We start from the raw sequence: 26,025 nt of genomic DNA, 5'->3' as shown, positions 1-26,025 counted from the left end.
AATGGCCGAACGTATCAAGGTTGATGTTTGCGTCATCGGGGGCGGATCAGGTGGTTTGTCGGTGGCATCAGGCGCGATCCAGATGGGGGCGTCTGTGGTGCTCTTGGAAGGCCACAAAATGGGCGGCGACTGCCTGAACTTTGGCTGCGTGCCATCAAAGGCGCTGCTGCACGCGGCACAATCGGGAATGGGCTGGGACGACGCCCACGCCCATGTGCGCCAGACCATCGCGACTATTGAACCGCACGACTCGGTTGAGCGGTTCGAAGGGCTGGGCGTGCGGGTCATTCAGGACTATGGCCGTTTTACTTCGCCAACCGAGGTCGAAGCGGGCGACCATATAATCGAGGCGCGCCGCTTCGTGATTGCCACCGGATCGTCGCCCTTGGTGCCGCCCATTCCGGGGCTGGACAAGGTGCCGTACCTAACGAACGAGACCCTTTTTGATTTGAAAGAACAGCCCAAGCACCTGCTGATCATCGGCGGCGGTCCGATTGGCATGGAAATGGCACAGGCGCATCGGCGGCTGGGCTGTGAGGTGACGGTGATCGAAGGTGCGAAGGCGCTGGGCAATGACGACCCGGAAATGGCCGCGCAGGTGCTAGATGCTCTGCGAGACGAAGGCATCGCCATTGAAGAAGAGGCGCTGGCCGCTGAGGTTCGTGGCAAGGTCGGTGCGATTGAGGTCGAGGTCAAAGACGGGCGCGCCTTCAAAGGCTCGCACCTGCTGGTTGCGGTGGGGCGTAAAGCCAACACCGACAAGCTAGATCTGGAGGCCGCAGGGGTAGAGCCGACGCGTGCTGGCATCAAAGTGGATGCGGGATTGCGCACCACCAACCGCAGCGTCTATGCCATTGGCGACGTGGCGGGTGGGCTGCAGTTTACCCATGTGGCGGGCTATCATGCTAGCGTGATCATCCGGTCAATGCTGTTTGGGTTGCCGTCAAAATCCCGCACGGATCATATCCCGTGGGCCACCTACACCTCACCTGAAATGGCGCAAATTGGTCTGACCGAGGCACAGGCGCATGAGGAACATGGCGACAAGGTCGAAGTCGCACGCTTTGATTTCGCTGGCAATGACCGCGCGATCGCGACGCAGCAAGCCAACGGGCTGATTAAAGTGATGGTGGTCAAAGGGCGGCCCGTGGGGGTGTCGATCGTTGGGTCGGGGGCGGGCGAAATGATCAATCTTTGGGCGCTGGCCTTGGCCAATAACCTGAAGATGAGCCAGATTGCCGCCATGGTCGCGCCATACCCCACGATGGCGGAAGTCAGCAAACGCGCAGCAGGGGCCTATTTCTCGCCGCGACTGTTTGGTAACCCTTGGGTTAAGCGGATTGTCGGACTGGTGCAAAAAGTCCTGCCGTGAGGGCATAAAGGTGGAGCGCGCGACGTGTTGAACACTCTTTCAGGCCGTTTCCTGATCTTGACGACACTGTTCGTCATGCTGGCCGAAGTGTTGATCTTCGTGCCCTCGGTCGCGCGCTTTCGTGAAGACTACCTGCGAACCCGGTTGGAACGCGCGCAAATCGCATCCCTTGTGCTGCTGGCCGACGACATGATCGCCCCGGAACTGGAAGCCGAACTGCTGGAAAACGCCGAGGTCTATAACGTGGTGCTGCGCCGCGACGAGGTGCGCGAGTTGATGTTGTCTTCGCCCATGCCGGAACCGGTCGACAAAAGCTTTGATCTGCGCTCGGCCACGCCGATCAGCCTAGTGCGTGACGCCATGGCCCGACTGTTCAGCCCCGAACCCGAGGTGATCCGCGTGATTGGCGACCCGGTGCGTGCAGGTGGGCTGGTGATCGAGATCACGATGATGACAGGCAAGTTGCGTTCGGCAATGATCGACTATGGCCTGAACATTCTGTATCTGTCGGCGGTGATTTCGGTGATCACGGCGGGGCTTTTGTTTCTGGCGGTGCAAAGGCTGATGGTGCGTCCGATCAAGGCGGTTGTCAGCAACATGAAAGACTATGCCGCCGACCCCGAAGATGCGCGTCGGATCATCCAACCCGAGACCCGCGTGACCGAATTGCGCGAAGCCGAACTTGCGCTACGCAGCCTGCAAACCGACCTGACCGGCGCTTTGAAACAGAAAGAGCGTCTGGCGCAACTTGGCGGGGCCGTGGCGCGGATCAGTCACGACTTGCGCAATATCCTGACCACCGCGCAGCTTTTTGCGGATCGGATGGAGACCAGCGAAGATCCGACCGTCAAACGCATTGGCCCAAAGCTGGTGAATTCGATCCACCGCGCCGTCAGCCTGTGTGAAAACACGCTGGCCTTCGGTAAGGCCGAAGAAGCAGCACCGACGATGAGCAGGGTCGCACTGGCCGAACTGGCTGCCGATATCCTTGACAGCGAACGCCTTTCGGCAGGGGATCACGACATTTCGTTTGCAGAAGACATTCCCACCGGCCTGACCTTGCGCGCCGACGCCGAACAGCTTTACCGCGTCTTGTCGAACCTTGTGCGCAACGCTCGTCAAGCCATCGAAACAAGCGGCAAACCAGGCGAGATCGCCGTGCAGGCAGCCGAAACCGCAGACGACTGGTTGATCCGTGTCGTGGATACCGGGCCGGGCCTGCCAGTCACGACGCAAGAACACCTGTTTCAACCTTTCTCAGGCACCAGCCGCAAGGGTGGGTCAGGCCTTGGGCTGGCCATTGCGGCCGAGCTCGCGCGCGGCCATGGTGGCACGCTGGTGCTGGAACACACCGGCCCCAAGGGCACCACCTTCCTTCTGACCCTGCCGAAAGAGGTCGCCCACGCCGAATAAGTAAGGTCTGGGTTAAGGATGCGTCAGGCAGTGGGCAATGGCACGTCAAATACCTTGCAGACCGCCCCGTCCGGCGTTCTGTAAGTTCGAAACCCCATCGCTTCATAATAGGCCAGACCTTCGGCGTTCGTGGCACCGATGGTCGCGTCAATATGCCTGATGCCCGCATCCTGTGCCGCCGTGGTGCTTGCAGCGAACAGGGCTTTGCCAACGCCCCGCCGGGCAGCACTTGGTTTGACATGGGTTCCGATGATGCCCCAACCGGGTGTGACATCGTAGGAATTACCCTCCGCCGCACGTGACAGCGCTTGCAATCCAAGGATCGTGCCATCGTCTTCCACCACCACGCTGCACTGGATGCCATCGGGATTGCTTATGTAATGCTCACGAACGAATGCTTCATCCCATGGCCTTTGACGTTTCCCTAGGTCCGCCAGTTCTTTCAAAAACGAACTGATTTCTGCCGCGTCGTCCGTCTTTGCCCGTCTGGTCTTCATCTGCCCATTCCCATCTGACTGTTCCCTGGCTTCGCCGCGGTGCTTGCTACAGGTCGATTGCGATCTCGCCGTCCGGATCTGCGGCCCGACTTTGGCACAGGATCATTTCAGTTTTGCGCTGGGCGTTTGACAGAACGAAGTCACGATGTTCGACCGCGCCCGAAAGCACACCGCATTTGCAGACTCCACAAATCCCGTCAGAGCATTTCACATCCACATGGATACCGGCCGCGTTCAGCGCATCAGCGGCGCTTTCATCCTCAGAGACCGCAACTCTGCGCCCATCTTTCAAGGTCAGCGTAAAAGGATGGTTTTCATAGTCAGGTTGCTCGGGTGGGTTGAAATACTCCAGATGCTGCGCGGCTTCAGGAATGCCCTGCCGAGAGGCTGCGTCCATAGCTGCGGTCATGTAACGGTCTGCCCCGCAGCAATACACATGGGCGCTATCGGGTGCGCCTGACAGGATGGCATCGAAATCCGCCCGCGTGCCTTCGTCCGAGAAATGAAGGTGCACCCGGTCAGCCCATGGCATAGCCGCAAGATCATCCAGAAACCCCGCATCCGCGCGACGGCTGGCCGAGTAATGCAGCGTGAAGTCTGCACCGATGGCGTGCAGGCGGTGGGCAAAGGCGATCATGGGTGTGATGCCGATGCCGCCGCCCAACAGAAAGGTTTTGGTGGCGCTTTCGTCCAGCTCAAAGTGGTTGATCGGCTTGGCGACGAACACCTTGCGCCCTTCGGTGAAAATTCGGTGCAGCAGGGCGGACCCTCCGCGCCCGTCAGCTTCACGCAGCACACCGATCTGATAGGTCATGCGGTCCGCGGGATTTCCGGACAGGGAATACTGCCTCAGTAGATCAGGGGCGACCAGCACATCCAGATGCGCCCCGGCGGTCCATTCCGGCAGGGGCGCGCCATCAAGCGCGGTAAGCTCGTATTTGGTGATGCCTTTGGCCATCGGCGCGACCCGATTGACGACAAGCTGCAACACAGGGGCTTCGTCGGCAATTGTGTAGCGGTGAATGATCGACGGATCACCGGCTGCAAGTCGTGCGCGATAGTCGTCGGCGCTGTGCAGTGCCTGATACGCCGCAATGCCCGCCTCACGATCCATCGGAAAGGGATATGGATAGGGCGGTGGGGCCAGAGGCGCGGGATAGACCGCCAATGTTTGGTCTGCGTATTTCAAATCCAGATCGCGGTCGAGGTCGCGGCGGTTCACCGGGTCGTCCGTCGGATGATACCCGCCGTCCTCACCTAGCTTCAGATCCCACCACCATTTCTTGGTATCGTTCAGACCACCGTTCCCAACCGCGTCGTCCAGCTTGGCCAACACTGGCGCGGCCCCCGGCAGGTTTGACGCGGCCCACCGGAACGGTGCTTGGGCAAACAGCCCCTCAAGGTTCCAAGGACATGTTTTCATGCAGCGCCCACACATCGCGCCGCCGGGTTGTGTGACGCGATAGGTCGTGCATTTCTGGCTGTCCGATTTCCAGATCTCATAGCCGTTGAACATCAGTTTCGGCCCAGCGGTGATCGCACCTGACGGACATTCCCGCGCGCATTTGTTGCAGGCTTCGCAAAATCGCTGAAGGCCGAAGTCGATGGGTTTGTCATGCGCCATCGGCATGTCCGTCGTCACCACGCCCGACTTCAGGCGCGGGCCAAGATATGGGTTCAGGATCACTTCGCCAATCCGGCTAACCTCGCCCAGCCCGGCCAAAAGCAGCAAGGGAGGTTGCAGAACGGTCCCGTCCATCACGGTATGCGCTTTCGCGGAATACCCAAGGTTGCGGATCTGCTGCGCGATCACCCCACCAAGCAGCGAGAACCGCAGATAGGCGCGCATGGATTGGCTGACGGCGATCCAGTCATCGCCCGACGCGCCCTCCATCGTTTCAAACCCCTGATCGACAATCATCGAGATGGCTTGGTCGTGCAGGGGCACGATTTCGGCACCTGTGGCGTCGTGGCTATACCATGTCCAGTCCGGGCAGCGGCTGGTTCCGACCGCGTCAATGCCAAGAAAATAGCTGGCCGCTTTCAGTGCGGCGGCGTTTGCGACCGGGTCCGCAGGGCGTGGCGTGATGTGGTTGATCGGCCCATCCTGCAGGGGTGTCAGCACACCCAAGGTGCGGCGTTGCGCATAGCTGGGCGCCGCTTTTCGCACATAATGACCGCCTGCCGCGCTTTGCTGGAGCTTCTTGCCCATGTCGCCGAATTGCGCCCGCGCAAACATGTCAGCACGTTTGGGCACGCGGGCGACGTTAGGTTCGTCAATATAGGTTGTTGGTGTGTCGACGCGCTTTAAGCGTTCGAACGGGTGCGCGCCCATGGCATAGTCGCGCTTTGCAAATGGGTCGCGGTTCAGCGCGGATTTTGCCGAACCAACCCCCAGCCACCACGCTGGACCGTGGGTTTTGTGCCATGGCTGCTGGTTCATAGGCGCCAGTGGTCGGTCGTTCGCCAGCGCCAGGTCGGTCGTCACGGCGGCCAGACCAAACCGCGTGCCAAGCCAGGGCGCAATGATGGTATCATCTTCGGGCGTCGCTAGCCCTGCCGCGATGGCCAGCCGGTTCAGGTCAACATCGCGTGCGGTGCCGGTATGCGCCTTGGCATCAAAGCCAAGAAGTCGAATGTAGTTGGCGATGACTACCGCCGTTTCGGCGCCAAGCAAACAGGCGCGTTGGTCCTGTGCGTCCTTGATCCAGGTCGCGCCGGGCTCATCGGGCTTCGGGTCGCGGTGGTGCTCATACAGAAAAACGATGGCGTGGCTGTGCGTGGTGATGGGGCGGTGCGGGGCATTAAGGCTGTCGCTTAGCTCGGCCATCAGGGTGTCGATCCCTGCCGCAAGGGTGCGCACCTCGCGGGTGGCCAGCGATGCAACCAAATCCGCGATGTCGTCATTTTCAAGTGGAGTCGCAAGCCTGTCTGCGTCGGTCAGGGGTGCGATGGCGACCATAGAGGCGTCCGAGAAATACCCGAAAGCCTTTAGATGGCGGCTCCGTTCGCCAAGGTCATCGGGAATGGTGGCGCGGGCCGAATTGACCTCGCCATCGCGGGTGGCGTCCAGTGCGGCCTGATAGGGGGCCATCGCATTCACGATGCTTTCGGGGTGTTCCGCACGTTCAAATGAAACGGGGTCTGCGGGTAAAAGGCGCGACATATCGGGCATCTCGGTCTGCCTGACAAGGCGTTCCAAGGGATAGGGCCCCAAATGAACGGGGCGTTTCCGGGTCGAGAAAAGCCGCATCTCAGGCCGGGTCCAAAGCCGGGATTTGCTGCGGCAACAACAAAGAGGACGCCGACCAAAAGGATGTTTGGTGAGGGATCATTATGGTTTGCTCCGCATCTGGTCTAATCACGACCTGATCAGTTGAGCATGGACTGCAGGATGGCGCCAGCCCAGATTGGATTCAGTAACCGTATCTGGCGCGAAAGCGGTCTGCCTCGTTCTTAGTTGGCGCTTGCCCGGTGAACAGCTCGACATAGGCGGGGATACGACCGATCCGGCTGGCGGGATCCTCCTCGATCTCCATCGCGATGTATCCGGCCTGAGTATACAGGATCGCCATGGTGCGTATGTCGGCGTCATCCTTGGTATATCCGAACCGCTGGAACATCGCGGCGATCGCGGATTTTCGGCGATGATCTGCATGATCCAGCCGCTGTTTTAGATCGGGATCCGTTCGGGCCCAGTTGCGGATTGCGTTGTCCAAAGGCGCATCAAAAAGGCTGCGGTCCACCCAGCAATCTTGCAAGTTGAACATCGCCTCGCAAATCGTCTCAGCATACGCCTCGCACCGGGCGATCAAGTTTCCGGTATTCTTATCTTCCCACCGCGCGATCATTGCGTCCAGCAAGGCCTCTCGATCGCGAAAATGGTGATAGAATCCGGTGCGGGTCAGGCCCAGCTTTTTCGCCAACGGCATGACTTTTACGGCGTCCACACCGGCTTCGACCAATAGGTCCAATGCTGCATCCAGCCACATCTGGTCCGAGGCGCGCGGGCGGGTGGGGGCCATCTTGTTCATGCTGGCCATATTAGAAAACTTGACACAAGTGTCAAACGTGATGACAGATATGTCAGAAGAGTGACTCGCAAATGGGAGATTGCGATGAACCAAACGATACAGCGACGGCGTCGCAGCCCCCGTGAACCGCGTGATGGTCAGCCGGGCCAGAACCCGCATCTGGAACGCCCGTTCATCAAGCGGGGCATCCCCACCTACGACATTCTGGGCGATGATGCGCTTGCGCAGATCGAGGCAACCGCCGACCGGATCCTGGCCGAGATCGGAATCGAGTTTCGCGACGACCCGGAAACGGTCGAGATGTTTCGCAAAGCAGGCGGGCAGGTCACCGAATTGGACCCGACACGGTGGAACATCAAATTCGCCCCCGGCATGATCCGCGAGATATTGAAAACAGCGCCGGCCGAATTCACCCAGCACGCGCGCAACCCAGCCAACAATGTGCAAATCGGCGGTGACAACGTGGTGTTCGCCCCGTCCTATGGCAGCCCCTTCGTGATGGATCTGGACCGGGGGCGGCGATACGGCACGCTTGAGGACTTCCAGAATTTCGTGAAGTTGGGCCAAATGAGCCCTTGGCTGCACCATTCTGGCGGCACAGTGTGCGAGCCGACCGACATCCCGGTGAACAAGCGCCATCTGGATATGGTCTATTCCCACATGCGGTATTCCGACCGGCCCTTCCTTGGGTCGATCACCGCGTCTGAACGTGCCGCTGATAGCGTCGAGATGTGCCGCATCCTGTTTGGGGCAGATTTCGTGGACCAGAACTGCGTGATCATGGGCAATTTCAACACGACCAGCCCTCTGGTGATCGACGGTGTGACCTCGCAGGGTATTCGCGAATATGCGAAGGCGGGGCAGGGGTCGATTCACTTGCCTTTCCTGCTTGGTGGCGCGGTGTCACCCCTAACCATGGCGGGATCGGCGGCGCAGTGTTTGGCCGAAAGCATGGTGTCTTGCGCAATCGCCCAGCTTGAACGCCCCGGCGCGCCAGTGGTCTTGGCAAGTTTCCTAAGCTCCATGTCATTGCGATCCGGCTCGCCCACATTTGGAACGTCCGAGGCAGCGGTGGGCAGTCTGGTCTTTGGCCAACTTGCGCGTCGTCTGAACCTGCCCCTGCGCTGTGCAGGCAACTTCTCGACCTCGAAACTGCCGGATGCGCAGGCGATGCAGCAAGCCATGATGTCGATGATGTCGGCCATCCATTGCGGCGCGAATTACCTGCTGCATTCAGCAGGGTTCCTCGATGGGCTTCTGTCGATGTCTTACGAGAAATTCATGCTCGACCTCGATCTGTGCGGCGCGCTTCATTCCTATCTGGACGGGGTGGCGGTGAACGAGGATACTTTGGGCTTCGACGCGCTGGCCGAAAAGGGGCCGGGCGAGCATCTGTTCTCAACCGCCCACACGATGCGCCACTACAAAACCGCCTATTACGACAGTGCCTTGGACGACCATCAACCATGGGAAACGTGGGATGAGCAGGGCGAGGTTGATATGGCCGCTCGTGCCAATTTGCGCTGGAAGGCCCAACTGGCGGCCTATGAGGCGCCGCCCATCGACGCCGCCGTTGACGATGCCCTGAAAGAATTCATAGCCCGCAAAAAAGCGTCCATGGACGATGCTTGGTATTGATGCTTGGTTTTAAGGAAGACGACCATGTCCACTGATCCCCTTTTGCAGCCCTATCAACTGGGACACCTGACCCTTCGCAACCGGATCATGACCACCAGCCATGAACCGGCCTATCCCGAAGATGGAATGCCCAAGGAGCGCTATGCGGCTTATCACGCAGAACGGGCCAAGGCTGGCGTCGCGATGGCGATGACGGCAGGGTCGGCCGCGGTGTCGAAGGACAGCCCACCCGTGTTCAATAACATCCTCGCCTATAAGGATGAGGTCGTTCCGTGGATCAGAAATCTGACCGATGCTGTCCATGAACATGGCGCGGCCTGCATGATCCAGCTGACCCATCTTGGGCGGCGCACGGGTTGGAACAAAGGCGACTGGTTGCCGCCGGTCTGTTCTACGCCACACCGTGAACCGGCCCACCGTGCCTTTCCAAAACTGGCCGAAGATTGGGATATCTCGCGGATTATTTCCGATTTTGCCGACGCGGCTGAGCGGATGAAAGAAGGTGGCATGGATGGGGTCGAGATTATGACCCATGGGCATTTGCTGGATCAGTTCATTTCGCCCCTTACCAATCGTCTCGATGGACCCTACGGCGGTGATCTGACAGGGCGGATGCGACTGACAATGGACATCATTGATGCCGTGCGTGGACGCGTCGGCAATGAATTTATTCTCGGCGTGCGTTTTGCCCCGGACGAAGCTCAGGACGGTGGCATTGACCCGGAAATGGGCATGGAGATTGCCAAGATGCTGCGCGATAGCGGGCAGGTGGATTATCTGAACATCAACCGCGGGCGCATTCATACGGACCCAGCGATGACAGATATGATCCCCATTCAGGGCGCGCCCTCGTCGCCGCACCTGGATTTTGCCGGGCGGGTGCGCGCCGAAATCGGCATGCCCACTTTTCACGCCGCCCGTATCCCTGACGTCGCCACGGCGCGTCATGCAATTTCCTCGGGCCAACTCGACATGGTGGGCATGACGCGCGCGCACATGGCTGACCCCCATATCGTGCAGAAGATCATCGAAGGGCGCGAGGATGACATTCGCCCCTGCGTCGGTGCGACCTACTGTCTGGACCGTATCTATCAGGCGGGCGATGCGTTGTGCATCCACAATGCCGCCACCGGGCGCGAATTAACGATGCCGCATGTGGTCAAAACCGCCCCCCAGAACCGTAGAGTCGTGATCGTCGGCGCTGGGCCTGCCGGTTTGGAGGCCGCCCGCGTGGCCGCCGAGCGTGGGCATGATGTGACCGTCTTTGAGGCGCAACCCAACCCCGGTGGGCAGGTGCGCCTGACCGCCCAAACCCCGCGCCGGCGCGAGATGATCGGGATCATCGACTGGCGCATGGCGCAATGTGCCGCGCGGGATGTGACGTTTCATTTCAACACATGGGCCGAAGCCGACGACGTGACCGCGCTGAATCCGGACGTGGTCATCATCGCCACCGGCGGTCTGCCGAACCTTGAACTGTTTGAAAGCAAGGGCGATCAGGATCTGGCCGTCAGCGCGTGGGATGTGATCGCGGGCGACGCGAAATGCGCAGGCGATGTGCTGATCTATGACGAAAGCGGGGACCATCCTGCGCTGCAAGCCGCCGAAATTGCCGCCGAGGCAGGGGCCACAGTCGAGGTGATGACGCCTGATCGCGTCTTCGCCCCTGACATCATGGCGATGAACTTGGTGCCCTACATGCGGTCGCTCCAACCCAAAGGCGTGCGGTTCACCGTGACCGAGCGGCTGCTGGACATCGCACGAGATGGCAACCGCCTGCGTGTGACCCTTGGCACGGACTATTCAGATTACACCCGCGAAGCGACCTATGATCAGGTGGTGGTCAACTACGGCACGTTGCCGATGGCGGACCTTTATTTTGATCTGAAAGAGACGTCCGTGAACCGTGGCGAAGTGGATCAAGCCGCCCTGATCGAGGGTCGCCCGCAGTCGATCCGCACCAATCCAGACGGCGCGTTTCAGCTCTTCCGGATCGGTGATGCGGTATCTGCGCGCAACACCCATGCGGCGATCTATGACGCGCTAAGGTTGGTCAAGGATATCTAAGGGCGCGCTAGCTGCCCTGTTGGACGCGTTCGATATAGGCGCGCAGTTCGCCCGCCTCGTGCCGCGCATCGCGCAGACCGTCCATGGCAGCGCTCAACTCGGCCTCGGTCTGGTGCAGTTGGTTCGACATCTCTGCTTCGCGCTGCTGAAGATAGGTTATCGCTTGATCGCGCGTCTCTTCCGCCTCGTGCAGCGCTTGTGCCATCTTGTCCAGTTCGCCCATCTCTGACCCGGAAACCTGTACGAAGCGGTGGATCAGCCAATGAGCAAACCACCCCAAAACAAAGGCCACGAACAGGATGATGGCGGTCACGATGATAAACTCGGTTCTGTTCATCGGCTTTGGTCCTTGTGTATCGCTCAGCGTTCAGGGCGCGGCTTGGGGCGGGTGTCTTCGTCTTCAGGTGTCAGGGAGGCTGGCCCGGCAAAAGGAGGGCCGCTTGCCGCGTCGCCTTCGGCGGTGTCGTCTTCCTGTGGTGTTTCAGAGGCATCGGTGTCAGTCGCTGCCGGATCGTCGCTATCGCCGGTCGGGTCAGCCTGCGTGGCCGGATCGCCCTCGCCTGTTTCGTCCGCAGCGCCCTCAGTTTCAGGATCTTGGGTGTCGTCGGCCTCTAGCAATTTAAACTCGATGCGACGGTTGGCTTCGCGACCGTCTTCGGTGCCGTTGTCGGCAATGGGATCGTCTTCGCCATAGCCTTTCGCCGTCAAGTTCGTCGTCAGAATGCGCCGGGTCAGAAGCGCGTTCAGGACGGCCTGTGCCCGGTTCTGCGACAGGGCCTGGTTCATTTCTTCACGACCCTGACTGTCGGTATAGCCTGCAATCTCCATACGCACGTCAGCGCAATCTTTCATAATCTCAGCGATCTTGTCGATTGTGCCCGCTGCCGAGGTTTCGATATTCGCAGATCCGGGGGCAAAGGTAATCTTGGCCTCGTTCATGACCGCGTTGATGTTGGCCGCACATTGCTGGGGGCTGGGCAAGTCGTGACGCGGGTCAAGTTCTTCCTTGTAGACGACATTGACCCGGAAGTTCTCGGACGCCCCCAGCTTTCCGCTCAGCACACGTGACACCATCGCACTGGCGTCCGGGTCACCGGTCATGCCACGCAGGTCGACGACTTCTGGTTGCACCACTGCGGCGCCGCTGGACAGCAGTGACAAAGCCTCAAGCGCGGCCAGCACGCGGGTCGGCCAGTCGGCAGGCAAATCCGGGTCCAAACGGGTCGCGGGATACACGTTGGTCGATCCGAATCTTGCGCGTGCATAGTTTTCTGCGGCACTTCGCAGGGTTTCATCGGTCAGACGTCCACGCAGCTGTACCGTGCCTTCCGGGCTTTTCGTGGCCACGAATTCCGGTGGTCCCTGTCCGTCGCCACTGCCGTCGATCTTTACGGGTTCGGGCAACACGGAGTGCAGCGAATAGAGGTCGGGCAGATCGTTTTCAAGTTCTCCTACGATCCGGTCGAACGTCGCCTGTGGGGTCGTGTCGGGGGCGACCAGCGTCACATCGGCATCCGAAAAAGTGATCGAGCCGCCTTCAAGCGCCTTGATCGCGCGAATGCCCAGTTCGACGGCCTCTGGCCAATCTGGCGAGGGAACACCCAAGCCGATGGTGCAGTTCGCACTGCCCTCTAGCCCGGCGTCGGTTGCCGCCGATACAATCTTTGCGCGCCCCACCGTGTCATGCGCCGAACACGCATCGAAACGCGCGCCTTCTTCGTCGATCAGAAAACGCAGCGTGAAGGGGGTGATGACCGGGCGCGGGGCCGCGATGTCGATGGCCAGCAGCGCCGATCTGGGTGCCTCGCGCTTAAGCTCCCGTGCCCAGGTCGCCTTTTGTTTTTCACTGTCGGCCAACGCCGTAATGGCCACCTTTCCGGCGTCCATCGAAATCTTTGACCGCGGCAGCTTTTCAAGCGCGAACATTGCAAATTCCAGCGCCTCTGCCCAATTGGCGGGCACCGGGTAGTCCGCGACTTCTAGAAGGTCGGTGACATGGCTGCCGCGTGCGATCTGCTGGACATCTTCGTTCAGGGCTTCGCGGTCGGTTTGTGCCGGAATGAGACCGATCATCGAAATGCCCGCGTCGTTTCGCAAAATCTCGATGGAAAAGCGGGGCGGCTCGATCGCTTCCGTCACCGGGATCGAGATATTGTCGATCACACGCGCCGCATCGACCACCGAACCTGCAGCAGACAAGGCGCGAAACCTTGCTGCTTCGCTGGGGGCCGTGCCGGACAGCACCACCTGCAATCCATCGGATTGCACGCTTGCCCATTCATATCCGTGCAGGATCAGTTGTCCTTCCACCGCGTCTTGCGAGCTCGTTTCAATAGCTGTCACCGACAGCGTTGCCGCCAGCAGGGACACCAGGGCTGCAATGGCGAACGAGGCAGGAACCAGAATGATGTGCGAAAGGCGCATGCGTAAGGGCATCCGTTTGCTTGTTGACTTGTGCTTCTTAGGGCGTGTCTTTGCCCGGTGCAATCACACGAGCAGCGCGATGGCAAGAAATAGCACAGGAATTAGGCCTGCATCGCGGTTGGATCTAAACAGACGCAGGCAGGTCTCGGAGCTGTCCGTGTCAAGTTGCCTGAGCTGCCACATCAGGTGCCATCCCATAAACCAGACCCCACCAAGCACCACTGCAAGAGAAAGAACGTTTTCACCCGGTGCAAGGGCCAAAATAAAGGCCAATGCAAGCAAGGCAACTGTGGCGATCTGGAAGAAAAGCAGCCACTTGCGGCTGTTGTCACCGAAGAGCCGTGCGGTGGACTTAACCCCGATCAGGGCATCATCCTCGGTGTCTTGGTGTGCATAGATCGTGTCATAAAACAGTGTCCACGCGATACCTGCGGCATATAGCACCACCGCGGGCCAGCCAAGGCTCCCGGTATGTGCGGTCCAAGCCAGCAACGCGCCCCAGTTGAAGGCGATGCCCAGAAAGACCTGCGGCCACCATGTGAATCGCTTGGCGAAGGGATAGATCGCGACCGGGGCCAGCGACACAATGCCCAGCAAGATGGTTGCGCCGTTGAACGTCAGCAAAATCCCGAAGGCGATCAATGCCTGCAGGGCCATCCATATCGCAGCCTGTTTTGCGGTGACTTGCCCGGACGGAATGGGCCTGCTGCGGGTGCGTTCGACCTGTGCATCAATGTCGCGGTCGGTGATGTCGTTCCACGTGCAACCCGCACCACGCATCAGCCATGCCCCGATGGCGCAGCCCAGTATGATCCACAGATCGAACCAGCCGAACCGCCCGGTCGCATTGGCAGCGAGAAGCAGCCCCCACCAGCACGGCAGCAGCAACAGCCAGGTGCCAATGGGCCGGTCCGCGCGACTGAGGCGCAGGTAAGGGCGGCTCCAACCCGGTGCGCGACGATCGACCCAATTGCCGGTATAGGCATCGGCGACTTGCCCTTTTGGCTCTGGCATATTGGCGTTTTGGGTCATAGGTTTCCCTCATGAAACAGGCGAAAGTCAGGCTCTATGTAGATCACCCCTTGGCCGAGGGGCAAACCGTTTCGCTGTCACGCGAACAGGCGCACTACCTTTTTGGGGTGATGCGGCTGGGCGAAGGCGACCTTGTGGCACTGTTTAACGGGCGGGACGGAGAGTTTCCGGCGCAGATCGTCGAGGCTGGCAAACGCAAGGGTGTTCTGAAATGTCAGGCCCAGTCGCGGCCTTTGCACATGCCGCCCGATCTGTGGCTGTGCTTTGCGCCGATCAAGAAGGCGCGCACCGATTTCATCGTCGAAAAGGCCGCCGAGATGGGGGCGGCGCTGATCCAGCCCATGTCGACCGAATACACCAATTCCGAACGTATCCGCCGTGACCGGCTGCAGGCCCATGCCATCGAAGCCGCCGAGCAATGCGGTGGCACCTATGTGCCCGAAGTGGTCGATCTGATGCGCATGGACAGGCTGTTGGACGCATGGCCAGATGATCGCCAGATCATGTTTTGTGACGAAGCTCTTGTGGGTGCGGCCGAGACACTCTCTGCCGCCAGTGGGCACCGCTGGGCAATTTTCATTGGCCCCGAAGGCGGGTTCTCTGACCGGGAACGGGCGCGCCTGCATGCGATGGAAAACGCCCACCCCGTTAGCCTTGGCCCGCGCATCCTGCGCGCCGATACTGCCGCCGTGGCTGCCATGACCATGTGGCAGCAGGTGTTGGGAGATTGGTCTTGATCCGCATGGCGAGGCCTGGTGATGAGGGCGCTATAGATGCGTTCCTGAAGCCCCATTCGGCAAGCTCCATGTTCTTGCGATCCAACCTTGCGCAATTCGGGCTGGGACTTGGCCCGGATCGGTCCGACGACCCGCGCGCGACAACGTTTTGGCTGGCCAAGAATGGTGCTATGCGCGCGGTCTTTGGGCTGAGCAACGCCGGGTTTGTGATGGGTCAAGCACCAGACAACGACCCCGATGACTGGATCGCTTTTCGCGACGCGCTGAAAGGCGCAACGGTGGCAGGCATCACGGGGGCCACGCCTCAGATCAAGACTGCAATGGAGGTTCTGGGGCTACAGAATGCGCCATATTCGGTGATGCGCGATGAGCCGCATTACAGGCTGGACCTTCACAATCTTGAATACCCCGCCAGCAACGCGCGGTTGCGTCCCGCCAAGCCTGACGATCTTGACCTGCTGGTCGACTGGATCATTGACTATGACACCAGTGTTTTGGGGTCTCCTTTGAACGACGTGACCCGCGCGCGCGCCAGTGCAAATGCGCAGGCGCACATGAATTCAGACAGCCATCGCATTCTGGAGGTCGACGGCATGCCCGTCGCGAAGACCGCGTTCAACGCGCCCTTGCCGGACATGGTGCAGATCGGCGGCGTCTACACGCCCCCGGAACACCGGTCGAAAGGCTATGCCCGAACCGCTGTCGCGCTTCACCTATTGGAAGCGTGCAAACGCGGCGTGAAAACCGCCATCCTGTTTGCCAGCGGCGAACCCGCCTGCCGTGCCTATGAAGCCATCGGGTTTCAGCGGATCGGGACTTACACGCTTGGCATTCTTGCGGAACCACACGTGATCGGAGCGACCTCATGAGCTTCGTGCGTCCCGAAGCGGGCAAAGCGCTAATCCGCTATCGCGAAGCCATGGTGGGCGGCGCGGTGGTTTTTCTGGGTCTTTGGTGGGCGATTGGCTCGCTTGGCCTGATCAAGTGGATCGGCCTGACCGTCGCGGCGTTCGGCGCTGCGATCCTGTGGTCAGGCTTGCGTCATGCGCGCATCCGTGCGGGCCATGGTGGCGTTGGTGTGGTGCAGGTGGATGAACGGCAAATCACCTATCTGGCGCCCGTCGGGGGCGGGTTCGCTTCGCTTGACGATGTGGGCCGGATCGAGATCGCAAAAGACCGCGCGGGCATGGCTGTTTGGCGCTTTCGCACAGGCAACGAGATTTTGTTCATCCCCGCGCGCGCAGAAGGGGCCGAGGCGCTGTTTGACGCGCTCACCGCTCTGTCTGGCGCAGACATTGATGCGGCCATCCGTGCCGCCAATACGCCACCCAATGAAACCGTCGTGATCTGGCAGCGCGCTGTCGTTAAGCTGCATTGACAGTCCCGGCCCATTGGACCACCACTGAATGACCCTGCAAGGCGCGAACAGTAGGAGACGCCCATGTCCATCCCTCAGTCCGGCGGCGGACCGATCACCCACCAAGACCAGTTGGCCCAGTATTTGTCAGACGGCTGCAAGCCACGCGATGCGTGGAAGATCGGCACCGAGCATGAGAAGTTCGGCTATTGCAAGGACACGCTAAAGCCGCTGCCTTATGACGGGCCGCGGTCGATCTTGGCGATGCTGGAAGGACTGCGCGACCGTTTCAACTGGACCGAGGTGCGCGAGGCGGGCAACCTGATCGGGCTGGAGCGTGACGGCGCGAATATCAGTCTTGAGCCGGGCGGGCAGTTTGAACTGTCCGGCGCGCCCTTGGATAGCATCCACCAGACCTGTGACGAGGTGAACGAACACCTGCGCGAAGTGCAGGAGGTCGCGGATGGGATCGGTGCGCGCTTCATCGGCCTTGGCGCAGCGCCCGACTGGACGCATGAGCAGATGCCGGTGATGCCCAAGGGCCGTTACAAGCTGATGACCGACTACATGGACAAGGTCGGCACGCACGGCAAACAGATGATGTATCGGACCTGCACGGTGCAGGTGAACCTCGACTTCGCGAGCGAGGCCGACATGGTGCAGAAATTCCGCGTGGCGTTGGCCTTGCAGCCCGTTGCCACCGCGCTTTTCGCCAATTCGCCGTTCTTTGAAGGCAAACCCAACGGCCACAAGTCATGGCGGTCGCGCATCTGGCGCGATCTGGACCCGGCCCGCACCGGAATGCTGCCCTTCGTGTTCGAAGACGGCATGGGGTTTGAGCGCTATGTGCAATACGCGCTCGATGTGCCGATGTATTTCGTCTATCGCGACGGGGAATATATCGACGCGCTGGGCCAATCGTTCCGCGATTTCATGCAAGGCAAACTGCCCGCGCTGCCCGGCGAGACGCCGACGCTGTCCGATTGGGCTGATCACCTCACAACGATCTTCCCTGAAGCTCGTATCAAGCAATACATGGAGATGCGCGGTGCTGATGGTGGCCCGTGGCGTCGTCTCTGCGCGCTGCCGGCGTTCTGGGTCGGGTTGATGTATGACGCCAGCAGCCTTGATGCGGCTTGGGACTTGGTCAAAAACCTTGATGCCGAAACGCGCGAGGGGCTGCGGGTTGCGGCATCAATCAAAGGCTTGCAAGGCGAGGCTGGCGGCGTGAAGCTGCACGACCTTGCGCGCGAGGCCGTGAAGATCGCTGAAGCTGGCCTGAAAGAGCGTGCGCGGGCAGGCAATGCCGGCTTGGTGCCGGACGAAACCCACTTCCTGAACGCCGTTCAAGAGAGTGTCGAGGAAGGCCGGTCCCCCGCGTGTGAATTGCTGGCCAAATACCATGGCGAGTGGGATGGCGATCTAAGCCGGATTTACGCCGAATACAGTTACTAGAGGCAGCTACGTGCTGGGTGGCGCGGGATGATGGACGACTGCTGAGCGGACAATGCACGCTTTCGTTGAGAAATTTCTTGTTTTAGTATTTCCGCCATGAAAACCGTAGAAATTTCCACCCACTTGAACGCGCCTGTGGATCAGGTTTGGAGTGAGGTGAACAAACCGCAATTGCTAATGTTCGTAGCGCATCCGGTTTTGCATTTCATACCCATTGAACCTGAAAGGCTCCCCGACCGATGGGCGGACGGCGATTACATTTTCAAACTGAGATGGCATAACATCGTGCCATTGGGAAAGCTGGTTATTAGTATTTCGCGACCAGCAACAGAAGGCAAATTGAGGCTTCTTAGAGATAACGGACACGGCGCATTGGTAAGACGCTGGGATCATTTGATATCACTGGAACCAGATGGCAACGGCACACGTTATACGGATCGAGTAGCGCTTGATGCTGGCATTGCTACACCTGTCGTCGCTGCCTTTGCTCGAAGTTTCTATACACATCGACAGAGACGCTGGCACAGACTTGTGGAATCGAACTTCAACTATATCCTTTCTTGAACGCGTTTACAGACGAAAGACCCGCGTTGTGGCGCGGTCAAAAAGGGCTCTGAACCACCATCTGCCCTTTCTCCGCCCGGCCTCAAACCGGCAAAAGTTTCCCGGGGTTCATAATGCCCTTCGGGTCCAACGCCTGCTTGATCTGAGCCATCACGGTCAAAGCAACTTTGTCCTTGCGTCGCCGCATTGACGGCAGTTTTGACAGCCCAATACCGTGCTCTGCCGAAAAGCTGCCGCCCATCGAAAGGGTCACGTCCTCGACCCGTTGCATGATGGGATCAACCAAGTCCGGGGCGCTGGGAAATACGGTATAGTGGATATTGCCGTCGCCCAGATGCGCGACCTCGATCACCTCGGCGTCGGGGTCCACCTGCCGCAACACGTCGCCCATGCGGGTCAGGAACGGTTCGACCTTGTCCAGCGGCAGGGCGATGTCGTTGTTGACCAGCGGATCGCGGGACAAGACGACTTCGGCTACGGATTCGCGCATATGCCACATTCGTGCGCGTTGGGCGTCGTTCTGGGCGATGTTCGCGTCAAGGATGACGCCATCGTCCAGAAAGCCCGCCAAAACCTCTTCGAGCCGGTTGGTCAGGGGGATCGAGCCGTCATCGCCGGGTGTGGCGTCCTGCTCGATCGTCGATCCGATTTCGGCCAGAACATTGATGGCGTGGCTGTCCGCAAAGGGCGGGCGTTGGTCAGGGTGCTTTTCACGCAAGGCATCGAAATAACAGTCGGGCATGTATTCAAATGCCTCGACCGCGCCGCCAGTGGCATCTTGCAGCCGGTTCAGGATGGACAGCGCATCGGCCAGAGATCCGACCGCAATCATGGCCGTGGCACGGGCTTTGGGGGCAGGCACCAGCTTCAGAACCGCGCCCGTGATCACCGCCAGCGTGCCTTCGGATCCGATCAGCAGATTGCGCAGGTCATAGCCGGAATTGTCCTTGTGAAGCTCGCTCATCAGGTCAAGGCGGTCGCCGTTGGGCAGGACGGCCTCGATCCCGATGCACAGGTCACGGGTGTTGCCGTGGCGCACGACGTTTGACCCGCCTGCGTTGGTGGCCAGCATTCCCGCGATCATACACGATCCCTTGGCGCCGAAACTCATCGGGAACTCCAGATCATGCGCGGCGACGGCGGTTTGCAGGTTTTCCAGCACGACGCCCCCCTCGACGATGGCAATGCGGGCGTCGGGCCGGATGTCGCGAATGTGGTTCATACGCGATAGGGACAGCATCAAGCTGCCCTTGGGCGCGTGGGCGCCGCCTGCCAAACCGGTATTGCCCGACACGGGAACGACCGGGGTGCCCGTGTCATGGGCGATGGCCATCACAGCCTGCACATCGCGTGTTGATCCGGGGCGCAAAACAGCAAGAGGGTCGTTGCGATACTTGCCCAGCCAGTCGCTGGCCCAAGGCGCGGTATCTGCGCCGGTCAGAACATGCGCAGCCCCGATGGCGCCTCGCAATTGGTCAAGCAATTCCATGTTATTCTGTTCCTCTTTCGATTGCGTCAGGATAAGTCCTGCAGCTGCCAAGGTATAGCCACGATGCATACGGGCGTGACAGGTCACCGTCTGGGTGTTAGCGATATCTAACCGCTTCCGGGCGGCAGATCACCACGACGACCGGAGTTTTTCATGACCTACATCCTTGCGATTGATCAGGGAACCACATCTTCCCGTGCCATCCTGATTGATGAAAAGATGCGCCCGACGCGCACGGCGCAACAGGAAATCAAGCAGCATTTCCCGGCATCGGGTTGGGTCGAACATGACCCGGAAGAGATTTGGAAAACGGTTCGTGAAACCTGCCTTGAGGTTGCTGCTGGCACAGACGTCGCGGCAATCGGTATTACCAACCAGCGCGAAACGACGCTGGTGTGGGACCGCGCGACAGGCAAGCCCATTCACAATGCCATCGTTTGGCAAGACAGGCGCACCGCCGCCACCTGTGCGGCGCTGAAAAAGACCGGGCACGAGGCGTTTGTGACTGATCGCACCGGGCTGTTGCTGGACCCCTATTTCTCGGCCACCAAACTGGCGTGGATCTTGGACAATGTGGATGGTGCCCGCGCCCGGGCTGAAGCAGGCGAGCTGGCATTCGGCACGGTCGACACGTTCCTGATCTGGCGCTTGACGGGCGGGGCGCGGCATGTGACCGACGCCACCAATGCCGCGCGCACCATGCTCTACGACATCAAGATCGGCGCGTGGGATGCCGATATCTGCCGCCTTCTGGACATTCCGATGTCTCTGCTGCCCGAGGTGCTGGATTGCGCCGCCGACTTCGGCACGACCGATTTGCTGGGCGGCGCGACGCCGATCCTTGGCGTGGCGGGCGACCAGCAGGCGGCCACGATCGGGCAGGCGTGCTTCAAGCCGGGCATGATGAAATCGACCTATGGCACTGGTTGCTTTGCGCTGCTCAATACAGGCGACAAGCCAGTTGCCTCGACCAACCGATTGCTGACCACCATTGCTTATCAGCTGGACAGCACGCCGACCTATGCGCTGGAAGGGTCCATCTTCATCGCGGGGGCTGCCGTGCAATGGCTGCGTGACGGGCTGGGGATCATCGAGGATGCGGCGCAGACCGGTGAACTGGCCCAAGCCGCTGATCCCGAACAAGAGGTCATCCTTGTCCCGGCCTTCACAGGTCTTGGTGCGCCCTATTGGGACGCGGAATGTCGCGGCGCGATGTTTGGCCTGACGCGTGGATCCGGCCCCAAGGAATTCGCCCGCGCGGCGTTGGAAAGCGTCGGATTTCAGACCCACGATTTGCTAGATGCGATGCAGGCGGATATGGGCCATGCCAGCGATACCGTGCTACGCGTCGACGGCGGCATGGCGGCGTCTGACTGGACCATGCAGTTTCTGGCCGACATCACCGGGGCGGCGGTGGATCGCCCGACTGTTCTGGAAACCACCGCGTTGGGCGCGGCTTGGTTGGCGGGAATGAAAGCGGGAATTTACCCTGATCAGGACGGGTTTGCCGCGCGCTGGGCACTTGACCACCGGTTCGAGGCCCAGATGGACGAAGCCACGCGCAACCGCCGCTACGAAGCATGGAAAGATGCCGTCAGACGGACTCTTACGCACCCGTAGATTTGGTCGAATGATAAATCCCTTCGGGCAGGTTTAGTGCCGCTGTCAGGTCGCCAAGCTGCGCGGGCGACAATGTAATTCGATGCACCTGATCGGTGCGCGGATCCCATTGTTCCAGCGTGACGCAATCGTCAAACGCGTTGATGGTGACATCCTCGTTCAAATGCTCGCGCCCTTCGTCCACAAGGGTGACGACGGTGGCGTCAAATTCGTGCTCAATGGTAAACATGGGTCGAGTTTACGCGATCACACGCCAAAGGCCAGTGCATCCTATGGTCGCGGCGGTTTGCGGCGGATATACAGGGGCGATCAGCGGGGGCATATGCAACAGTTCACTGGATTCCTTACCGACCGAGGGTCGAAATACGCCGTATCCGGCGGCCCCGTCGCGTCGCGCGAAGATGTGAAGGCGTTCTTGAAAACGCTGACGCGCGACAAACGTTTTGCGAAGGCATCTCATAATACATGGGCGGCGATAATACCCGAGGATGGCCCGTCAAAAGGTGATGACGGAGAAGCCGGGGCAGGGCTGGTCATCCTGCGGATGCTGGAGCGAGAGGGGTTGCAGGGTCACATCATCGTTGTCACCCGTTGGTTTGGTGGCACGAAATTGGGGGGTGACAGATTTCGCCGCGTGCAGGACTGCGTGGACCACTATTTCGCCCACGCCGATCTGGCCGCGCACGGGTTGTCGACCAAAGCTAAGTGACCGACACACGGTGGTCAGGTGCCGCTTTCTTCTTCCAGATGCAACTTCATGTCGATCAGCACATGTTGCAGCGCCAGTGTTTCACGCAACAGGCGTTTGGCTTCGTTGATGGTGATAACGCCATCCTCGATCGATTGCTGATACTCGGCCATCAACATGGCAAACCGCTGCGATAAGGCAATCACGTCCGAGTTCACGCCGCCACCAGGGGCGTTCTTGCGATCTGCATCATAGGACATCGACGCGCCGCGCAATTCTGCCAGCGCGCTGGTGACATGGGGATAGCTTGCGGCTTTTTCCAACGCCGCGACCGCGTCAACGGGCATGAACCGGTCGGTGTGCTCGTCACTGTCTGAATAATACCGCCCAAGTGTTGCCTTCGACTTGCCGGTCAAAGAGCACGCGGTCTCAAGTCCGACATCCTTGACCAAGGCCTCGGTGTGCTTTTTCAGGTAGTTTCCAATACTCGACATATACCAAACCTCTTTCCTCAGCACGGCGCTGTGGGGAATTGCGTCATTCTTTTCCCATTATTCGGCGCGCAAGGGAATGGCTTAATTGTTTCATAGCGAGTTGGTGAGTTTCAAGAGTGCAAGGCGCATGTTGCGCCAGCACGTGAAAAGGGTCCACGGCGTGTTTCGCGGTGGAGTGTTGGGGCAGGTGTCCCGGCGCAAGTCGGTAAGCAGTTGTAATGAGTTTGAGGTCCGTTCCATCCCCAAGGGCCAAGCGCCCGCAGACCTCGTTTCCGGTTTTGCTTACCGACCCCTTTTCATATGCTAACCCACGCCCGCCGTTTGCCTGCGTGGTTGATGGCAACAACACTTGATCCTGCACGTCGGGCGGCGTAATGCGTCGATATGGCCAAGCTCTATTTTCAATATTCGACGATGAATGCGGGGAAATCGACCCTGCTGCTGCAAGCCAGCCATAACTATGGCGAACGCGGTATGGAGACCTATCTGATCACCGCGAAGCTTGATCATCGGGCTGGTTCCGCTCGTATCGGAAGCCGGATCGGTATCGGGTCAGATGCCGACACGTTCGCGGTGGGCGAGGATCTGTTTGCGAAAATCCAATCACGACTGAATGCCAGCCCGTGTGCTTGCGTGTTCATTGACGAAGCCCAATTTCTTGAACCCGATCAGGTGTGGCAACTGGCGCGTGCGGTCGATGACCTCGGCGTGCCTGTCATGTGCTACGGATTGCGCGTTGATTTTCAGGGCAATCTGTTTCCGGGATCGGCGGCGTTGCTGGCGCTGGCAGATGAAATGCGCGAGGTGCGCACGATTTGCCATTGCGGCAAGAAAGCCACGATGGTGGTGCGGCAAGACGATGCCGGTAACGTGCTGACCGATGGTGATCAGGTGCAGATCGGTGGGAACGAGACCTATGTTTCGCTCTGCCGCCGTCACTGGCGCGAGGCGGTCGGGGATCCTGACACCGGCGCTTAGGTCAGACAGGGCTAACCAAATCGTCACCCGCCGCGAAGGCTTCCAGGTTTTCTACGGCCAACATGCCCATCGCGGTGCGCACCTCTAACGTCGCGGTGCCCAGATGGGGCAGCAGGGTGACGTTTTCGCGGGCAATCAGTGCGTCGGGCACTTTGGGTTCAAACTCGTAAACGTCCAGCCCCGCGCCCGCGATTTGCCCTGCGTCCAGCGCGTTGATCAGGGCGGCCTCATCCACAATCTCTCCGCGCGCGATGTTCACGAAGTTGGCGTGGTTTTGCATGGCTGCGAAGGTGTCAGCGTTGATCAGGTGACGGGTGTCAGCCCCGCCCGGCACGGCGACGACTAGGATATCACAGGCGGCGGCAACGTCCCCAATGCTGTCCATCTGGCGCGCCGGGAAAGACGGGGATTTCGGGGAGCGGTTGTAGAACACGACGTCCATCCCGAACCCATGATGACACCGCGCGGCAATCGCCTCGCCAATCCGCCCCATGCCAATGATGCCGATGGTCTTGCCGGTGACGTGCATTCCCAGCATTTGTGTCGGGTGCCATCCCTCCCATTGACCTGCGCGCACCAGCCGTTCGCCTTCACCCGCCCGGCGCGCGGTCATCAGGATCAGCGTCATCGCCGTGTCGGCGGTGGCGTCTGTCACCGCGCCCGGTGTGTTTGAGACTGCGACGCCATGCGCGCGGGCGGCGTCCACGTCGATATGGTTGTAGCCCACACCGAAATTGGCCAGCAACTTGGCGCGGATAGTCCCTGCCGCCTTGAACACATCGGCCGAATAGAAATCGCCCAGCGTGGGCAGCACCAGGTCGAAGTCGCGCAGGCTTGTCACCATCTCGTCGTGTGACATGGATGTGGTGTCCGTGCGCAATGTCACGTCCAACCCGGCGCGGGCGCGGTCGATCACGGCGTCGGGCAGGGGGCGAGAGATATAGAGCTTCATCAATACATCCTTGCGCCGTTGGGCACAGATTTATCCGGGGTCAACAGCACGATATCTTCGTTCTCGTCAGGTAGGCCAAGCACCAGAACCTCGCTCATCACCGGGCCGATCTGGCGGGGGGGGAAATTGACGACGGCCAGAACCTCTTTGCCCACCAGCATTTCGGGGTCGTAATGCGTGGTGATCTGGGCCGAGCTTTTCTTCTCGCCAAGCTCTGGCCCGAAATCGACCCAAAGCTTGATGGCGGGCTTGCGGGCCTCGGGGAAGGGTTCGGCCCGGGTGATGGTCCCCTTGCGAATGTCCACTTTCAGGAAATCGTCGAAGCTAAGATCACCCATTTGCAAGCTCCTTGGATCGGTTGGCGGCGGCTGCGACGGCGCGGTTCAGCAGGGCGGGGAAGCCGTCTGTTTCGTTCATCAACACCTCAAGCGCGGCTGCCGTGGTGCCGCCGGGGCTGGTCACGTTGACCCGCAACTGGGCCGGGTCGTCATCGGCCTGCATCGCCAGCGCGCCTGCACCGGCGACGGTGGCCTTGGCAAGCTGCAATGATAGCTCTGGTGCCAGACCCTGCGTCGCCCCTGCAGCGGCCAGCGTTTCAATCAGGTGAAAGACATAGGCGGGGCCAGAGCCGGACACGGCGGTCACGGCGTCCATCTGATGCTCGCCGTCCAGTTGGACAACTTGCCCGACGGCGGACAATAGCGCCTCGGCCATATCCAGATGGGCGGGGGTCGCTTGATCGTTGCCGCAGATCGCCGTGATGCCGCGCGCGATGGCGGCGGGGGTGTTGGGCATGGCGCGGATGATCGGGGTTTGGTCCCCCAGCATCGCCTCGTAGGTGGCGATCGAGGTGCCCGCCGCGACCGACAGAAACAGCGTGTCGCCATTGCCGAATCCGGCCAGGGTGGGCAGCGCATCTGCCATCATCTGCGGTTTAACGGCGACCAGAACGATCGCCGGGTTGTCGGGCAGGTTCACGTTCAAGTTCAGACCCTCCTGCGCAGACAGCCAGTCCGATGGATAGGGATCTTTCACCCAGACCGACCCGGCGGGTAGACCTTGTGCCAGCCAACCTTCCAGCATCGCCGACCCCATTTTTCCGCAGCCCAGAAGCACAAGACCGCGTGCTTCCAGATCCTTCATATCACCAGCGTCCATGATGCGTCCTCCGTTGTTGAGGTCATGGATACCGCGCGGCTTGGGCGTGGGGCCAG

At 60.2% G+C, this 26,025-nt stretch carries 24 protein-coding genes; 12 read left to right on the top strand and 12 right to left on the bottom strand.

The features are described from left to right. Position 1 precedes the first annotated feature (1 nt). Positions 2–1,372 (top strand): dihydrolipoyl dehydrogenase family protein, encoded by a 1,371-nt coding sequence (locus ACXYMP_RS11555; protein ID WP_458906414.1) that lies wholly within the window; start codon positions 2–4, stop codon positions 1,370–1,372. Positions 1,373–1,396: 24 nt separating this feature from the next. Further along, the gene (locus tag ACXYMP_RS11550) at positions 1,397–2,785 is read left to right on the top strand and encodes a sensor histidine kinase (RefSeq protein WP_458906412.1); all 1,389 of its coding nucleotides are present in this window, start codon (positions 1,397–1,399) and stop codon (positions 2,783–2,785) included. Between the two features lie 23 nt (positions 2,786–2,808). On the opposite strand, the gene ACXYMP_RS11545 is transcribed toward ACXYMP_RS11550, so the two are convergent. The 3 genes from ACXYMP_RS11545 to ACXYMP_RS11535 all read right to left on the bottom strand — a co-directional run bounded on the left by ACXYMP_RS11545 (position 2,809) and on the right by ACXYMP_RS11535 (position 7,316). Beyond that, positions 2,809–3,282 carry a GNAT family N-acetyltransferase gene (locus ACXYMP_RS11545; protein ID WP_298568993.1) on the bottom strand — a complete coding sequence of 158 codons (474 nt, stop codon included), beginning with the start codon at positions 3,280–3,282 and terminating at the stop codon, positions 2,809–2,811. 46 nt (positions 3,283–3,328) lie between these two features. Then, positions 3,329–6,535 (bottom strand): 2Fe-2S iron-sulfur cluster-binding protein, encoded by a 3,207-nt coding sequence (locus ACXYMP_RS11540; RefSeq protein ID WP_458906410.1) that lies wholly within the window; start codon positions 6,533–6,535, stop codon positions 3,329–3,331. A 163-nt stretch (positions 6,536–6,698) separates the two neighbouring features. After that, positions 6,699–7,316 carry a TetR/AcrR family transcriptional regulator gene (locus ACXYMP_RS11535; protein WP_298569494.1) on the bottom strand — a complete coding sequence of 206 codons (618 nt, stop codon included), beginning with the start codon at positions 7,314–7,316 and terminating at the stop codon, positions 6,699–6,701. An 84-nt stretch (positions 7,317–7,400) separates the two neighbouring features. Between ACXYMP_RS11535 and ACXYMP_RS11530 the strand changes: the two genes are divergently transcribed. Next, on the top strand, positions 7,401–8,954 hold the full coding sequence (locus tag ACXYMP_RS11530; protein WP_298568996.1) for a trimethylamine methyltransferase family protein: 1,554 nt from the start codon (positions 7,401–7,403) through the stop codon (positions 8,952–8,954). A gap of 24 nt (positions 8,955–8,978) precedes the next feature. Further along, positions 8,979–11,021 (top strand): FAD-dependent oxidoreductase, encoded by a 2,043-nt coding sequence (locus ACXYMP_RS11525; RefSeq protein ID WP_458906407.1) that lies wholly within the window; start codon positions 8,979–8,981, stop codon positions 11,019–11,021. Positions 11,022–11,028: 7 nt separating this feature from the next. On the opposite strand, the gene ACXYMP_RS11520 is transcribed toward ACXYMP_RS11525, so the two are convergent. The 3 genes from ACXYMP_RS11520 to ubiA form a co-directional block, all read right to left on the bottom strand. Next, the gene (locus ACXYMP_RS11520) at positions 11,029–11,358 is read right to left on the bottom strand and encodes a hypothetical protein (protein ID WP_298568999.1); all 330 of its coding nucleotides are present in this window, start codon (positions 11,356–11,358) and stop codon (positions 11,029–11,031) included. A gap of 23 nt (positions 11,359–11,381) precedes the next feature. Then, entirely contained in the window at positions 11,382–13,445 is a 2,064-nt protein-coding gene (locus ACXYMP_RS11515; RefSeq protein WP_458906404.1) for an OmpA family protein, read from the bottom strand. A 63-nt stretch (positions 13,446–13,508) separates the two neighbouring features. Continuing rightward, a complete protein-coding gene (gene ubiA, locus ACXYMP_RS11510; protein ID WP_458906402.1) occupies positions 13,509–14,477 on the bottom strand; it encodes a 4-hydroxybenzoate octaprenyltransferase in 969 nt (322 codons plus the stop codon). Between the two features lie 11 nt (positions 14,478–14,488). On the opposite strand from ubiA, the gene ACXYMP_RS11505 reads away from it, so the two are divergent. The 5 genes from ACXYMP_RS11505 (at position 14,489) to ACXYMP_RS11485 (ending at position 18,590) form a co-directional block, all read left to right on the top strand. Next, the gene (locus ACXYMP_RS11505; protein WP_458906400.1) at positions 14,489–15,214 is read left to right on the top strand and encodes a 16S rRNA (uracil(1498)-N(3))-methyltransferase; all 726 of its coding nucleotides are present in this window, start codon (positions 14,489–14,491) and stop codon (positions 15,212–15,214) included. 68 nt (positions 15,215–15,282) lie between these two features. Then, positions 15,283–16,083, top strand: a complete 801-nt coding sequence (locus tag ACXYMP_RS11500; RefSeq protein ID WP_458906398.1) for a GNAT family N-acetyltransferase — start codon at positions 15,283–15,285, stop codon at positions 16,081–16,083. Further along, entirely contained in the window at positions 16,080–16,592 is a 513-nt protein-coding gene (locus tag ACXYMP_RS11495; protein ID WP_298569009.1) for a hypothetical protein, read from the top strand. Before ACXYMP_RS11500 ends, ACXYMP_RS11495 begins: the two co-directional genes overlap by 4 nt. Positions 16,593–16,655: 63 nt before the next feature. Beyond that, on the top strand, positions 16,656–18,026 hold the full coding sequence (locus ACXYMP_RS11490; protein ID WP_458906395.1) for a glutamate--cysteine ligase: 1,371 nt from the start codon (positions 16,656–16,658) through the stop codon (positions 18,024–18,026). A 96-nt stretch (positions 18,027–18,122) separates the two neighbouring features. Further along, positions 18,123–18,590 carry an SRPBCC family protein gene (locus tag ACXYMP_RS11485; protein ID WP_298569013.1) on the top strand — a complete coding sequence of 156 codons (468 nt, stop codon included), beginning with the start codon at positions 18,123–18,125 and terminating at the stop codon, positions 18,588–18,590. Positions 18,591–18,672: 82 nt separating this feature from the next. On the opposite strand, the gene ACXYMP_RS11480 is transcribed toward ACXYMP_RS11485, so the two are convergent. Then, positions 18,673–20,079 (bottom strand): FAD-binding oxidoreductase, encoded by a 1,407-nt coding sequence (locus tag ACXYMP_RS11480; protein ID WP_458906393.1) that lies wholly within the window; start codon positions 20,077–20,079, stop codon positions 18,673–18,675. Positions 20,080–20,232: 153 nt separating this feature from the next. On the opposite strand from ACXYMP_RS11480, the gene glpK reads away from it, so the two are divergent. Next, positions 20,233–21,699 (top strand): glycerol kinase GlpK, encoded by a 1,467-nt coding sequence (gene glpK, locus ACXYMP_RS11475; RefSeq protein ID WP_458906391.1) that lies wholly within the window; start codon positions 20,233–20,235, stop codon positions 21,697–21,699. On the opposite strand, the gene ACXYMP_RS11470 is transcribed toward glpK, so the two are convergent. Continuing rightward, positions 21,686–21,928 (bottom strand): hypothetical protein, encoded by a 243-nt coding sequence (locus tag ACXYMP_RS11470; RefSeq protein WP_298569017.1) that lies wholly within the window; start codon positions 21,926–21,928, stop codon positions 21,686–21,688. The genes glpK and ACXYMP_RS11470 overlap by 14 nt on opposite strands. Positions 21,929–22,021: 93 nt before the next feature. Here ACXYMP_RS11470 and ACXYMP_RS11465 point away from each other — a divergent pair, with 93 nt between their 5' ends. Continuing rightward, positions 22,022–22,408 (top strand): YigZ family protein, encoded by a 387-nt coding sequence (locus ACXYMP_RS11465; RefSeq protein WP_458906388.1) that lies wholly within the window; start codon positions 22,022–22,024, stop codon positions 22,406–22,408. Positions 22,409–22,422: 14 nt separating this feature from the next. On the opposite strand, the gene ACXYMP_RS11460 is transcribed toward ACXYMP_RS11465, so the two are convergent. Beyond that, positions 22,423–22,881 (bottom strand): hypothetical protein, encoded by a 459-nt coding sequence (locus tag ACXYMP_RS11460; RefSeq protein WP_298569021.1) that lies wholly within the window; start codon positions 22,879–22,881, stop codon positions 22,423–22,425. Between the two features lie 384 nt (positions 22,882–23,265). Between ACXYMP_RS11460 and ACXYMP_RS11455 the strand changes: the two genes are divergently transcribed. Then, complete coding sequence (locus ACXYMP_RS11455; protein ID WP_298569023.1) at positions 23,266–23,859, top strand: thymidine kinase; 594 nt, start codon at positions 23,266–23,268, stop codon at positions 23,857–23,859. A 1-nt stretch (position 23,860) separates the two neighbouring features. Here the strand turns inward: ACXYMP_RS11455 and ACXYMP_RS11450 are convergent, their stop codons facing one another. Genes ACXYMP_RS11450 through proC form a run of 3 tightly spaced genes read right to left on the bottom strand, consistent with a single transcriptional unit; the run spans position 23,861 to position 25,969 of the window. Then, on the bottom strand, positions 23,861–24,811 hold the full coding sequence (locus ACXYMP_RS11450; protein ID WP_458906386.1) for a 2-hydroxyacid dehydrogenase: 951 nt from the start codon (positions 24,809–24,811) through the stop codon (positions 23,861–23,863). Further along, a complete protein-coding gene (locus ACXYMP_RS11445) occupies positions 24,811–25,149 on the bottom strand; it encodes a tRNA-binding protein (RefSeq protein ID WP_248367889.1) in 339 nt (112 codons plus the stop codon). Before ACXYMP_RS11445 ends, ACXYMP_RS11450 begins: the two co-directional genes overlap by 1 nt. Continuing rightward, positions 25,142–25,969: a pyrroline-5-carboxylate reductase gene (proC, locus tag ACXYMP_RS11440; RefSeq protein ID WP_458906383.1), complete on the bottom strand. Its 828-nt coding sequence runs from the start codon at positions 25,967–25,969 to the stop codon at positions 25,142–25,144. The genes ACXYMP_RS11445 and proC overlap by 8 nt, the downstream gene beginning before the upstream one ends. Positions 25,970–26,025: the final 56 nt, after the last annotated feature.

This window comes from Aliiroseovarius sp. CAU 1755 (assembly GCF_054482655.1).
This window is presented reverse-complemented; position numbering and strand designations above follow the sequence as displayed.

Excerpts from the sequence above, each read along its gene's own strand:
- ACXYMP_RS11450 (WP_458906386.1), bottom strand. The coding sequence starts at position 24,811 with ATGAAGCTCTATATCTCTCGCCCCCTGCCCGACGCCGTGATCGACCGC.
- ACXYMP_RS11505 (WP_458906400.1), top strand. The coding sequence starts at position 14,489 with ATGAAACAGGCGAAAGTCAGGCTCTATGTAGATCACCCCTTGGCCGAG.
- ACXYMP_RS11495 (WP_298569009.1), top strand. The coding sequence starts at position 16,080 with ATGAGCTTCGTGCGTCCCGAAGCGGGCAAAGCGCTAATCCGCTATCGC.
- ACXYMP_RS11525 (WP_458906407.1), top strand. The coding sequence starts at position 8,979 with ATGTCCACTGATCCCCTTTTGCAGCCCTATCAACTGGGACACCTGACC.
- glpK (WP_458906391.1), top strand. The coding sequence starts at position 20,233 with ATGACCTACATCCTTGCGATTGATCAGGGAACCACATCTTCCCGTGCC.
- proC (WP_458906383.1), bottom strand. The coding sequence starts at position 25,969 with ATGGACGCTGGTGATATGAAGGATCTGGAAGCACGCGGTCTTGTGCTT.
- ACXYMP_RS11520 (WP_298568999.1), bottom strand. The coding sequence starts at position 11,358 with ATGAACAGAACCGAGTTTATCATCGTGACCGCCATCATCCTGTTCGTG.
- ACXYMP_RS11545 (WP_298568993.1), bottom strand. The coding sequence starts at position 3,282 with ATGAAGACCAGACGGGCAAAGACGGACGACGCGGCAGAAATCAGTTCG.
- ACXYMP_RS11555 (WP_458906414.1), top strand. The coding sequence starts at position 2 with ATGGCCGAACGTATCAAGGTTGATGTTTGCGTCATCGGGGGCGGATCA.
- ACXYMP_RS11470 (WP_298569017.1), bottom strand. The coding sequence starts at position 21,928 with ATGTTTACCATTGAGCACGAATTTGACGCCACCGTCGTCACCCTTGTG.
- ubiA (WP_458906402.1), bottom strand. The coding sequence starts at position 14,477 with ATGACCCAAAACGCCAATATGCCAGAGCCAAAAGGGCAAGTCGCCGAT.
- ACXYMP_RS11460 (WP_298569021.1), bottom strand. The coding sequence starts at position 22,881 with ATGTCGAGTATTGGAAACTACCTGAAAAAGCACACCGAGGCCTTGGTC.
- ACXYMP_RS11485 (WP_298569013.1), top strand. The coding sequence starts at position 18,123 with ATGAAAACCGTAGAAATTTCCACCCACTTGAACGCGCCTGTGGATCAG.
- ACXYMP_RS11480 (WP_458906393.1), bottom strand. The coding sequence starts at position 20,079 with ATGGAATTGCTTGACCAATTGCGAGGCGCCATCGGGGCTGCGCATGTT.
- ACXYMP_RS11540 (WP_458906410.1), bottom strand. The coding sequence starts at position 6,535 with ATGCGGCTTTTCTCGACCCGGAAACGCCCCGTTCATTTGGGGCCCTAT.
- ACXYMP_RS11535 (WP_298569494.1), bottom strand. The coding sequence starts at position 7,316 with ATGAACAAGATGGCCCCCACCCGCCCGCGCGCCTCGGACCAGATGTGG.
- ACXYMP_RS11455 (WP_298569023.1), top strand. The coding sequence starts at position 23,266 with ATGGCCAAGCTCTATTTTCAATATTCGACGATGAATGCGGGGAAATCG.
- ACXYMP_RS11445 (WP_248367889.1), bottom strand. The coding sequence starts at position 25,149 with ATGGGTGATCTTAGCTTCGACGATTTCCTGAAAGTGGACATTCGCAAG.
- ACXYMP_RS11530 (WP_298568996.1), top strand. The coding sequence starts at position 7,401 with ATGAACCAAACGATACAGCGACGGCGTCGCAGCCCCCGTGAACCGCGT.
- ACXYMP_RS11490 (WP_458906395.1), top strand. The coding sequence starts at position 16,656 with ATGTCCATCCCTCAGTCCGGCGGCGGACCGATCACCCACCAAGACCAG.
- ACXYMP_RS11465 (WP_458906388.1), top strand. The coding sequence starts at position 22,022 with ATGCAACAGTTCACTGGATTCCTTACCGACCGAGGGTCGAAATACGCC.
- ACXYMP_RS11500 (WP_458906398.1), top strand. The coding sequence starts at position 15,283 with ATGTTCTTGCGATCCAACCTTGCGCAATTCGGGCTGGGACTTGGCCCG.
- ACXYMP_RS11515 (WP_458906404.1), bottom strand. The coding sequence starts at position 13,445 with ATGCGCCTTTCGCACATCATTCTGGTTCCTGCCTCGTTCGCCATTGCA.